Genomic DNA, 11,731 nt, shown 5'->3' with positions numbered 1-11,731 from the left:
AAAAGCCCCGAGAGCCGTCCAAGGAAGACCACACCCATGTTGATCCACATCCCGAACGTCCTGTCTCCTGAAGAGGTACGCTATTGCCGCGACCAGCTTGAGACGGCGCAGTGGACAGACGGACGTGTCACAGCGGGAGAACAGTCTGCAAAGGCAAAACTGAACCTTCAGATTCCGCAGGATTCAGATGTGTGCCGTGAACTGGGCGAAATTGTTCTGAGGGCTTTAGGCCGCAACCCAACTTTTAATAGCGCGGCCCTGCCCCTGCGAGTTTATCCACCACTTTTCAACCGATACGACACCGGAATGCATTTCAACGCACATGTTGATAATGCCATCCGCCCTATTCCAGGCGCTGGTTTCCGCATCCGGACGGACGTTTCCTCCACACTATTTCTGTCCTCCCCGGAAGATTACGACGGTGGAGAACTCGTCATTCAGGACACGTACGGCAATCAGAACGTCAAACTCCCTGCGGGCGACATGGTGGTCTATCCGTCTACCAGCCTGCACAGCGTTAACCGCATTACGCGCGGTAGCCGCTGGGCGTCGTTCTTCTGGTCGCAATCCATGATCCGCGACGATACAAAACGCGCTCTTATGTACGATTTTGACCGCTCCATCATCGAAACACGCAAGGCGCTACCCGATGATCACCCAGCGGTTCTGGGTCTGACCTCAACCTATCATAATCTTCTGCGGCAATGGGCGGAGCTCTGAAGTCGTCAGCTCTCCCTTAAAACGAATGAACCAGCACCCGGTATGATCGTTCGCCGGGTGAGATTTATGCCGGAACAGCGCTGAGCCGTTTCACGAGACCCAACTGACGAACAGCCTGCGCACCAATGCTTTTTAAAGCAGGATCAGCATAAGGTTGGACAGCAGCAATGATTGCTCGACAAACATCTGGCAACCCTGTCTTCAAAGCCCGTTGAAGACAGGAGGCTGCCACTGCAATGTCCTGATGAGCGAGCGCAAGACGTGAAAGATTAATCTCGGCCCAGCAATCTCCCCCCTCAGCCGCTGCTTGAAAAAAGATTTTTGCACCTTCCAGGTCGGGCGTTCCGGCAATCCCTTCCTCATGAAGCAAACCAAGCATATTGAGCGCTTTTGCATTTCCTTTTTCAGCAGAAAATACATACAGCCGATATGCTCGCGCACGGTCTTTGGGAGCACCATCGCCGAGTAACAGAAGATCGGCCAGGTTAAACATGGCCCATGCATCCCCGAGCTGTGCCGCTTCTTCAAAATATAAAGACGCCTGCCCTGCATTACGGGCGACGCCCCAACCGCGCTCATAAGCGCGTCCCAGCATGTTCAATGCTATAGGATGGCGACTTCGCGCGGCTGCTTCAAAGTATGGGAAAGCGTCTGCAAACCGTCCTGTATCCACATGCATCTGCCCAAGAAGAAGCTGAGCCTGCACCTGAGGAGGACAGGTGATGGCCGGTATTTCCTGTTCAGAACAAAAACCGGCTGACCGCCCGCACGAAGCCATATTTATCTACCGTTAATTCAGCAGAAAGCCCTCCCGGCCAGAAGTCGGAAGGGCTGAAACTGCTCTTGTCGTGACTAACCTCAGAAATTGAGGCCAAAGCTTCCCATGAACGTCCGCCCCGACATGGGAACGGCACGCCCTGTGTTGAAAGCCGAACCATAGTTCAGATGGTTGGTCAGATTGTTGGCATTAAACTGCGCATGGTAACGACCGTAGTCGTAGGACACGATGCCATTCAGCGAGAAGTTGTAAGGCATCCGCGCTGTATTGGCTTCGTTAGCCCAGTAGCCTGAACTGTACTGGGCACCGCCACCAGCCTTCAGAGTGCCCTGCCCCGCTCTCAACACCAGATGGGACAGGTTATAGGTGCTCCACACCGAGAACGAATTGTGCGGAAGCTGGGGCGCCTGATTGCCGTGCAGCGTAGCGCTATGCGTCACCTTGCCGCCCATGTAAGCGTACGTCGCATAAAGATCCCAGTTCTGGGTAATCTTTCCAGTTGCGCTCAGTTCGGCACCACGAATGCGACGGCCGGTTCCCGCATCCTGGAAGCCTGTGATGATGTTGCCATCGTCATCATAGGTGTAGGAATTGTTCTGATTGATCTGGAACAGGGCGCCCGTTACGCCAAGGCGCTTGTTAAAGAAGTCGAGCTTACTTCCAACTTCAAACAGATCACTACGCTGTGGCTTGAGGTCACGCCCGTTATTCGCGACATCCGCGCTCCCGGCATTATTCGTCACAATAGACGAAGCATCCGTCCCAACCGGCTTATACGAGCGCGCGAACGTGAAATAAACGGTGGCATCCTTGGTGATGTCATACATCACGCTCGCAGACGGGCTGAACTTGTTCGAAGATTGGGATTGCGTTCCCGCGGCAGACGTCGTCGCACTCCAGAACTTGCTCTGATAGCTATCCCACCGGAACGTTCCGAATACGGACAATTTGTCGGTCAGATGGATCTTGTCTGCAAAGAACAGGCCCAGATCCCGAAAATCCGTCATGCGCCGGCCGGTTGATGGCCACGTGATGTATGTTGAGGGAGAGGAATAGTAAGGGCTACGGATTGTCTGATTGTTTGATCTGTTGACGTAGGTTCCCATGCTACGGTCATCCTTGGTGTAATTGATATCCACACCAGCCCGGATGTCGTGCTTCAGGAAGCCTGTATTGAATTTCGAACGCCCCATCATGACATTCTGAATGCCCCAACCGTCCTGCTGGTAGGCAACGCCGCCACCTGCGCCATAGGGCAGAGTAGGATTTCCACCAGATAGAAAACTCGAAGCACATGCGCCGGAACACGCACTCGGGGTCGTCGCGGCATATTCACGATGATAATGGCTGAAGCGCGTGTCATTGCTCAGCGTCAGCCACCGGGCAATTTCGGTCGCAAACTTTGAGGTGACCATGTGAATATTAGAATTGTCGCGATCAAAGCTGCGCGTATATGTCGTATCGCGATTCAGCCCGTGTTCTGTAATGGGCGAATACGTATTACCCGTCAGGATCATTGGCACGCCATAATCCGGCATTCCGCGGCTGCCGAGCCACTGATAGTTCAGGTGATAGGTGGTTTTCGTTCCCAAACCAAAACCAAGATCAGCCGCCACACCATAACGATCTGACCGCACATTGTTCCGGTCTGCCACATCCTGCTTGTTATACATGCCGTTCACACGAAGGGCTGTATGCTTGCCAAGCTGGTAATTGACGTCTGCCGCACCGCGATACTGCATGCCGCTGCCAATCGACTGATCAAAAGCATAATGGTTTCCCAGATGCGCCTTTTTCAGCGTCTGGTTGATCACACCACCAACGTTACCGGCACCGAAATATTCACCACTCGGTCCTTTAACCACTTCAACACTTTCCGTATTGAACGTGTCACGAACATACGTTCCAAAATCACGCAGACCGTCTTCGTAAATATCGCCACGCGCCTGCTGACCACGAATGCGGAACTGGTTGCCATTCATGCCGCCATTGCCCTCCCCCGTAGACATCGTAATACCGGGAACATTGGCCAACGCCTGATCCAGAGTGAACAGACGCTGCTGTTCGATCAGAGCCTTGGGCACAACGCTGATGATCTGGGGCGTCTCCCGCACGGTATCCGGCATACGCCCGATATCCAGTGTCGTGTTGTTCGTATTCGTGGGTTCGGGTGTGGCCGTTTCGGTCTGTCCGTGAACCTTGACGGCAGGCAGACTGACAGACGCCGTATCATTCGTAACTCCGGCATCCTGCGCGTCTGCTTCTCCGGTTTCCGTCACACCGAGACCCGCGCCTAAAGCCAGAAGCACCAGTTTCTGCCACTTCCCAGAGGAAGAATGAGCTGCCTCAGTGAAAACCTGGCCCTCTGTCAGAGCGTGCGGGCTAAAATGTTCGTTTTTCGACGGCATGGAATCACCTGAACTCATGGACCTGACAATGTGCCGAAACAGAAACAGGCAGCTGGCCCGGGGATGGCACTCCCTTCCGTCACGATGGGTACATCGTCTCCAGGAATTCAGAGGTCTCTCATGGTCAGGCAAAGCCCAGGTTCAGCACACTGAAACTGGCGCTATCTTCCTCAGAAGAGTTGTTAATGCAACTGATTCTCATTAACTAGGCCATGACATAACATTTCACCTGGCTCCCAGGCGTCCCATTTCCCCACGAATGGCCTGTGAAACCGTATCCCGCATCCATCGATGAAGCTGATCCATGTCCAGTCGTGGATGCCAGGCCTGAAACGCGTGGACTGGTGGAAGTACAAAAGGAAAATCAAACGTTTCAAGACCCATCTCCGCCAATGGCAGACAGTCAATAACGATCCGCGGTAAAGGAAGGATCATGTCTGTTCCACGCAGTGATTCGATAAGCGAATAATACGTCGGAACCACCATCGCGATGCGACGTGAGAGCGCATATCGCTCCTTCAGGATGACATCGATCGGGCCAAACGCACGCCCTTTCCGCGACACACTGACATGATCGTAAGCCACAAGCGCATGAGGGGTGATTTTCCCCTTAAGGATCGGATGCCCCGCCCGGACGAGGGCACTGAAAGACGTGTCGAACAGGGCCTTGCGCATGATTTCCGGTCGCAGATCGTCAGTCGCCCCAATATAGAGATCTATGCGACTTCCACGCAGGGCTTCGCTGGCGGTCTCTTCAGACTCCGGAGAGAAAACAATGCGGCATTCCGGGCAATCCTTCCGAAGGGCCAGAAGAATTGCAGGCCCGAAAGCACCCACAACAATATCATTGGCGCGAATGGTGAACTTTGGAGACATCGCCTTCAGATTCAGCTCCGCCCCTTCATTGAGCAGATCATCCGCATCCCTCACCAGTCCCTGAACACGGTCCCGGATACGGTTGGCGAAAGCCGTTGCAACCATGCGCCGACCGGACATGACAAGGATGGGGTCATTAAAAACACTTCGCAGACGCGCCAGATGCCGGCTCATGGCAGGCTCACTGACCTGTAATCTACGCGCGGCGAGCGAGACGCTCTGCTCTTCCACCAGCACCTGGAGATAACGCAACAGATCCAGGTCGTAGCGGCGCCCTCCTGACTTCCGGTTTGCCATACACTTATCTCCCCTAATCGTGAGCGCCCTGTTCCAGCCGCATCAAACAGGAATAACGCAGTCCAACATACAGAAATGAAAGGCTTAAGAGAAACACTTCCAGAAAGTGGAATCCTCATCTGCCTGAAGTGTGGGTTTTTCTCCACCTGCGCATCGCCGATAGAAGCTCTCTGGCATCACGAGAGCACCTTATGGCTTTACCTTCACCCACCGCAGCAGCACCCGAACAACCCTCCTACATACCGCCGTTCGGAATGCGGACCATTATAGGGTGCCTTGGCATGTTGCTGGCTGTGCATGTTGCCGGATTCAACGAGCACATTACCGAAATCGGCCTGTCAGACATTCGCGGCGCCATGCATATCGGTCATGACGAAGGCACGTGGTTCATCTCGACCTACGAGGCCTTCAACATTGCCGCCATGGCCTTCACGCCATGGTTCTACATGACATTCTCGATCTACCGGTTTTCGATCTTCATGACGGCAGTGCTTGCCCTGCTGTCCATTCCGCTGCCGTTCATGCCTGACATGATTTCCTTGTGTTTCCTGCGCGCTGCACAGGGTCTCAGTGCAGGGTGTCTGCCGCCCGTCCTCATGACCGTGATGCTCAAATACCTGCCGCCGCCTATCAAGGTGTTCGGTGTGGGTGGATACGCCATGAGCGCGACATTCGGCCCTAATCTGGGTGGCCCACTGGAAGCCCTGTGGTTTGAGCATTTCGGCTGGCACTGGCTGTACTGGGAGGTCATTCCACTCAGCGCCATTGCCATTGCCATGATGGCTTATGGACTTCCCAAAGACCCGGTGCATCTCGAACGCTTCATGAAGTTCAACTGGCGCGGCTTCTTCATCGGTGTGCCGTCCATTTTATGCGTCGTCACAGTCCTTTATCAGGGTGATCGACTGGACTGGTTCCGCTCTCCGATTATTTCCCATCTGACGTTCTGGGGCGGAGCGCTGTTTGTGGGCTTCCTGTTCCACGAATGGCACCATCACAGCCCGTTTTTCCGACTTCAGTACTGGAAGAACCGTAACATCGCGATGGCCATGCTTACTCTTGTAGGCGTTCTGGTCATCTGCAGTCTGATGATACAGATTCCGTCCACCTATCTGGCGGAAGTTCGCGGATACCGTCCGTCCCAGACAGCCCCTATTGCGCTGATGGTCGCTCTGCCACAGCTCATCATGCTTCCGTTGACTGCAGCCCTCTGCAACATGCGCTCGGTGGACTGCCGCTATCTGCTCGGCATCGGCATGAGCTGCCTCGGGCTGGCGGCGTTCCTCGGAACCTGGCTCACACCGGACTGGGTACGGGATAATTTCTATCTTCTGCAGGGCCTACAGGTAGTGGGGCAGCCCATGGTGGTCATTCCCGTTCTGGTGCTTGCAACCATGTCCCTCGGGCCGGCGGATGGGCCATTCATTTCCGGCATGGTGAACATGCTCAAGGGAATGGCCAGCGCCGTAGCTGTGGCTCTATTCGAGGTGCTGCTCAGACGTCGTGAGCAATATCATTCAAACATGCTGCTGGACCGCTCCGGCAATAACGCGACGTCCCTGTCCGGCATGGGAAACCCGATCGAAAACGCGATCCAGAACACCTCGCCAGATACAGCGCATGTCTCCCGCAATGCGTTGGAAATCTTCCATGACTACCTGCACGAGCAGTCTGTCGTGCTTGCTCTGGCGGATATCTACCTCGTCGTTGCGGTGGTGTGCGCCGTCTACGTTGTTTTGAATTTCATTCTTCCGAAACGCGTCTATCCACCCGGCAAAGGCCCGGCACCAAAACCTGCAGCAACTCCCACTCCTGTTCCGGCGGCTCCCGTGACCGCCCCCGCACATTAAGATCCGGATCTCTCAGACATGATTTATGGAAAGCCTCTTCTTCTCGCCGGTTGTGCAGTCGTGGTTCTGACCGGACTGGCCTGGAGCGCCGATCGTTTCTTCGTGGGTGATGGCGTTCACCAGAAAACCAATGATGCCTATGTAACGGCAGACTTCACGACCGTTGCTCCCAAGGTTTCGGGCCGGATCGACCGCGTGCTGGCGGAAGATAATGAAAACGTTCACGCTGGCGAAGAACTCGCCCATATCGAAGACGATGACTATCGCGCAGCCCTTGCCGCCGCCAAGGGTGACATGGCAGCCGCAGAAGGTGATGTAAGCAACCTTCAGGCCATGCTGGCCCGTCAGGACAGCCTGATTGCCGCCGCTTCGGATACGGTTAAAGCTGACGAAGCGAGTCTGGCCTTCGCGCAGCAGAACGCCACCCGCTATCACAATCTTTCTGCAGGTGGGGCCAGCACGCTCGAGCAACAGCAAGGTGCCGATGCTCATCTTCGGGAAGCCATGGCAGCCCTCGCCCGCGACAAGGCTGGCGTTGACAGTGCCCGACAGCAGATCCCGGTTCTTCAGGCACAGATCCAGCGTGCACAGGGCGCCCTTCTCAAAGCACAAAGTACCGAACATCAGGCAGAGCTGAACCTGTCCTACTGCACCATTCCAGCACCGGTAGACGGCATTGTCGGTGAGCGTGGCGTGCGCGTTGGTGCTTATGTGCATCCGGGTACAGGTCTACTCGCTGTGGTTCCGGTTCAGAAAGCCTATGTGCTGGCCAATTTCCAGGAAACCCAGCTGACCAAGATGCAGACAGGCCAACGGGCCACCATCTGGGTTGATACCTTCCCCGGTCATCCGCTCCACGCACATGTGGACAGTCTGGCCCCAGCAACGGGCGTAGCCTTCGCTGCGATTCAGCCAGATAATGCGACAGGCAACTTCACGAAGGTCGTCCAGCGCGTTCCCGTCAAACTGACAATCGATGCAGGACAACCACTGGCAGCCAAGGTTCGCGTCGGCATGTCTGTTGAAGCGGAAGTGGATACGGCCTCGCAGCCGGAAGGCCCACATGCCCGTGACAACCGCTACGCCTGGCAGTGAGACAGTCCATGCGCTTTTCCCTATCGCCGCGAATAACTATCCTTCTGTCTGTTACAGCGTTGAGCGCCTGTACGGTCGGACCGGACTATCATAAGCCCACTGACAACGCGCCCGCGCACTACCATGAGAGTGTTGCCCCAGCGACAGACCGCCCGACAGAAGCCACTCTCGACCCGCAATGGTGGCACCTCTACAACGACCCGGTGCTCACGCAACTTGAAGCAGACGTTGTTCGCAGCAATCTGGACCTGCGGACAGCCGCGCTGAACCTGGCTGAAAGCCAAGCAGAGCGCCGGATTGCGAGTGCCGCGCAAATGCCGCGCCTGGATGGCGCAGCCTCCTACGCACGGGAACGCGCCAGCACCAACGGTATTCTGGGGCTACTAGGAACAACTGAACAGGCTAGCCCTGGCGATATTGCCAGTGGTGCACAGGGGTTTGGCCCTGCCGCTGCCGACGGCGCCAAAGGAAATCCAGCCTTTAACCTGCCTCAGTATGGCTTAAGTGCCTCTTGGGAAGTCGATTTCTGGGGACATGTCAGAAGGCAGGTTGAAGCAGCCACAGCTGCCATGCATGCAACAGAAGACATGCAGCGCAATGTCCTGGTCTCCCTGATGGCCGAGACAGCACAGGACTATATTGCGCTCCGCAATGTGCAGGCACAGATTGCCATTACCCAGCAGAGCATCGAAATTGCCCGTCACAGCGTGGACCTGACAACACTGCGCTTTACACAGGGAACCGCTACCAAACTGGACGTCGCCTATTCCCGCGGACAGATGCACAGCTTCGAAGCGCGGTTGCCGCCCTTAAAAAGCCAGAGCGTGCATCTCATCAATGCCCTCAGCTTCCTTGTCGCACGCGAACCGGGAGCGCTGGCCAGCACATTGAATAAGCCCGGCATTATTCCACCCGTGCCAACCAACATTCCGACGGGCCTGCCGTCTCAACTCGCGGACCGGAGACCAGATATCCGCGCGGCAAGGGAACGTCTGCATGCTGCAACGGCAAGTATTGGCGTGGCTATTGCAGACTTCTACCCCCGTGTAACGCTATCCGGCAGTTTGGATATTCAGGCACTCCAGTTCAGCGGACTTGGGTCCTGGGCATCGCGTCAGTATGGCTTCGGCCCAACCATGACGCTACCGCTCTTTGAAGGCGGCCGCCTTACAGGACAGCTTCATCTTCGGAAAGCGCAGCAGAAAGAAGCCGCCATCGCGCTTCAAAAGACAATCCTGCATGCATGGGAAGAAATCGATGATGCCATGACGGATCTGAGCACAGCTCAGGAGCGTCAGAAGCGGCTGGAAGAAAGCGTCACCGAGAACGAAACGGCCGTTCACATTGCCCAACTTCAGTATAGTCAGGGTGCCGGGGACTTCCTGAATGTCCTGACAGCACAGAGTGCGCTTCTCTCGACGCGAAGTGCCCTGTCAGAAGCCCGTGCAGGCGTCTCCGTTTCAATGACGCATCTTTACCGCGCCCTAGGGGGCGGCTGGGAAGGCTCTCTTTAAGCGTACTGGGTATTTCCCAACCCTTCATTCTGTCGTTCGGCGAGAGACGTCGCAGCCGGACGACAGATCTGACACCCTTCACGGTGCATCCCCGGCTGAGGATAAATTCAGCAAATCCATGAAATACTGCGCCCTTAGGATTTTTTGTATTTTCCTGACGGCCTTTTCTACCGAACAAAAAGATTTTGCCTTGACGCTTTTGGCTTAAAAAAGGTCTTTTTGTGATATTATCTTTCAGATATACCCTCTCAAAAGCACCTTGTTAGTATTTTTTTAGTGTTTTCTCGCGACACTCGGACCTATGGCCAAGCGGGACAGACTTAGTGAACACCTATCAGGAACAGAATTTCGGAACTTATCTTGAATCACTTCAGGCATGGTCCGAAAGTTCTCATGATTCCTTTGTTCTCCATGCTCTTGATTGCTCGGCTATTGTCGCCGTAACGAATACTAAAGGAAAAATTCTCTCAGTTAATGAAAAATTTGTCGAGATCAGTGGCTATTCCAGGGCTGAACTGATCGGACAGGACCATCGAATGCTTCACTCGGGCGTTCATGATTCCAATTTCTTTCAGAAAATGTACAGAACCATTGCACAGGGGGGCGTCTGGCATGGTGAAATCTGCAATAGAAAGAAAAACGGAAAACTATACTGGGTCGATACAACAATTGTTCCCCGATGCAATGAAAAAGGGAAGGTCATTAATTATGTGGCGATCCGCTTTGACATCACTGCCCGCAAACGTGCCGAACAACGCCTGACAGCCAACCGGCTGAAATTGCAGGAAGCCGTCAATACTGACTTCCTCACGAATATTTCCAACCGCACATCATTCTCACAGTACCTGAAAGTGCTTTTCGCACAGGAACATCCAGACAACCGGCATTTCTGTCTGTGCCTGCTCGATATCGATACGTTCAAAATCATCAATGATACATCTGGCCATGAATCCGGTGATCGCCTGCTAAAGAAAATTGCAGGGCGCCTGAAGACTTTCCAATCTCCCGACTGTTTCATTGCCCGTATTGGTGGAGACGAATTTGCCATCATCATGGTGTCAAACGACCCGCAGACATTTGAACTCAAGCTCCAGAAAATTCTTGAGGCTATGCGCTTCCGGTTTCGTAGCGGAAGTCTGACGCATCTTTGTAGTGCCAGTCTGGGCTATGCGGTCTCGAAGCTGAACGACAGTCGAAAACGCGAAATTCTGCGCTGTGCAGACCTTGCACTTTATGAAGCCAAAGCAGACGGTCGCAACAGAATCAAAAAATACGCGCCCTTCATGAAAGAAAAAACCGAGCGCCGCTCTCGACTGAGAACAGCCATGCAGGCCGCTCTCAAGAAAAAGCAATTCAAACTTTTCTATCAGCTTGTTCTCCCCTTAAATCAGGACAGCCCGCCCTCTTTCGAAGCTCTCCTGCGCTGGGATCATCCAGAGCGCGGACTGCTGAGCCCACAGTATTTTTATGATGCTTTTGACGATGCAGAACTGAGCATCGCAATCGGAAATTTCGTCTTGCGGCAGGCACTCACGGATATCCGGTATCTTCTGCAGCACAAAATCCCGTTTGACCGCATTTCCATCAACGTAACGTCAGATGATTTTCGGGATCACAATTTCACGGAACGGCTTTTCCGTGAAATGAAAAAACATGGTGTTCCGGCTGAAAAACTGACCATTGAGATCACAGAGAAAATTCTCTTTGGTCAGCACAATCAGCATATTCTGGATGAACTCAAGAAACTCCATCGTGCTGGTGTTCAGATCTCATTAGATGACTTTGGTACCGGCTTTGCGTCTCTGACCCATCTACGCACCGTGACGTTCGATCATATCAAGATTGACCGGGTCTTTACGTCAGGCGTTACGGAGCGCGGCATTGATACTGCTATTATCCGCGGCGTTATCGATATTGTTCACAGCATGAACCGTGTTGTTGTGGCTGAAGGCGTGGAAACGGCCGAGCAAGCCGAAGAACTGCGCCTGATGGGATGTGACTTTTTACAAGGATGGCATTTTTCAAAAGCGGTTCCACTGTCCCAGATTCCACATGTTCTCAACATGGATGGACCGCCCTGGATCAAAAGTGAGTCGATCGTCCCTGAAATGGACGTTGCAGAATAGGTCGTCCCACCTCTCGATATAAAAAACGGGGGCAAGCTGCTTTCGCAACCGCCCCGCCTTCAACTTC

8 protein-coding genes are annotated in these 11,731 nt (G+C 54.2%); 5 read left to right on the top strand and 3 right to left on the bottom strand.

Annotation, left to right across the window (positions count from 1 at the left end; all coding sequences use genetic code 11):
* Positions 1–36 precede the first annotated feature (36 nt).
* A complete protein-coding gene (locus KP702_RS00775; protein WP_202206305.1) occupies positions 37–720 on the top strand; it encodes a Fe2+-dependent dioxygenase in 684 nt (227 codons plus the stop codon).
* A gap of 64 nt (positions 721–784) precedes the next feature.
* On the opposite strand, the gene KP702_RS00770 is transcribed toward KP702_RS00775, so the two are convergent.
* From KP702_RS00770 to KP702_RS00760, 3 genes are all read right to left on the bottom strand, one after another.
* Positions 785–1,498, bottom strand: a complete 714-nt coding sequence (locus KP702_RS00770) for a tetratricopeptide repeat protein (RefSeq protein WP_215768358.1) — start codon at positions 1,496–1,498, stop codon at positions 785–787.
* A gap of 80 nt (positions 1,499–1,578) precedes the next feature.
* Complete coding sequence (locus KP702_RS00765) at positions 1,579–3,906, bottom strand: TonB-dependent siderophore receptor (protein WP_215749202.1); 2,328 nt, start codon at positions 3,904–3,906, stop codon at positions 1,579–1,581.
* Between the two features lie 225 nt (positions 3,907–4,131).
* The gene (locus tag KP702_RS00760) at positions 4,132–5,079 is read right to left on the bottom strand and encodes a LysR family transcriptional regulator (protein ID WP_215768357.1); all 948 of its coding nucleotides are present in this window, start codon (positions 5,077–5,079) and stop codon (positions 4,132–4,134) included.
* 191 nt (positions 5,080–5,270) lie between these two features.
* Here KP702_RS00760 and KP702_RS00755 point away from each other — a divergent pair, with 191 nt between their 5' ends.
* The 4 genes from KP702_RS00755 to KP702_RS16500 all read left to right on the top strand — a co-directional run bounded on the left by KP702_RS00755 (position 5,271) and on the right by KP702_RS16500 (position 11,664).
* The gene (locus KP702_RS00755) at positions 5,271–6,929 is read left to right on the top strand and encodes an MFS transporter (RefSeq protein ID WP_215768356.1); all 1,659 of its coding nucleotides are present in this window, start codon (positions 5,271–5,273) and stop codon (positions 6,927–6,929) included.
* Between the two features lie 18 nt (positions 6,930–6,947).
* Entirely contained in the window at positions 6,948–8,024 is a 1,077-nt protein-coding gene (locus KP702_RS00750; RefSeq protein WP_202206300.1) for an HlyD family secretion protein, read from the top strand.
* A gap of 8 nt (positions 8,025–8,032) precedes the next feature.
* On the top strand, positions 8,033–9,538 hold the full coding sequence (locus tag KP702_RS00745; RefSeq protein ID WP_202206299.1) for an efflux transporter outer membrane subunit: 1,506 nt from the start codon (positions 8,033–8,035) through the stop codon (positions 9,536–9,538).
* 323 nt (positions 9,539–9,861) lie between these two features.
* Positions 9,862–11,664: a GGDEF domain-containing phosphodiesterase gene (locus KP702_RS16500; RefSeq protein ID WP_202206298.1), complete on the top strand. Its 1,803-nt coding sequence runs from the start codon at positions 9,862–9,864 to the stop codon at positions 11,662–11,664.
* The last annotated feature ends 67 nt before the right edge of the window (positions 11,665–11,731 follow it).

Source organism: Gluconobacter sp. P5B12 (assembly GCF_018812035.1).
GTDB lineage: Bacteria > Pseudomonadota > Alphaproteobacteria > Acetobacterales > Acetobacteraceae > Gluconobacter.
This window is presented reverse-complemented; position numbering and strand designations above follow the sequence as displayed.

Coding starts and splice junctions, on each gene's coding strand:
- KP702_RS00775 (WP_202206305.1), top strand. CDS start 37: ATGTTGATCCACATCCCGAACGTCCTGTCTCCTGAAGAGGTACGCTAT.
- KP702_RS00770 (WP_215768358.1), bottom strand. CDS start 1,498: ATGGCTTCGTGCGGGCGGTCAGCCGGTTTTTGTTCTGAACAGGAAATA.
- KP702_RS00765 (WP_215749202.1), bottom strand. CDS start 3,906: ATGCCGTCGAAAAACGAACATTTTAGCCCGCACGCTCTGACAGAGGGC.
- KP702_RS00760 (WP_215768357.1), bottom strand. CDS start 5,079: ATGGCAAACCGGAAGTCAGGAGGGCGCCGCTACGACCTGGATCTGTTG.
- KP702_RS00755 (WP_215768356.1), top strand. CDS start 5,271: ATGGCTTTACCTTCACCCACCGCAGCAGCACCCGAACAACCCTCCTAC.
- KP702_RS00750 (WP_202206300.1), top strand. CDS start 6,948: ATGATTTATGGAAAGCCTCTTCTTCTCGCCGGTTGTGCAGTCGTGGTT.
- KP702_RS00745 (WP_202206299.1), top strand. CDS start 8,033: ATGCGCTTTTCCCTATCGCCGCGAATAACTATCCTTCTGTCTGTTACA.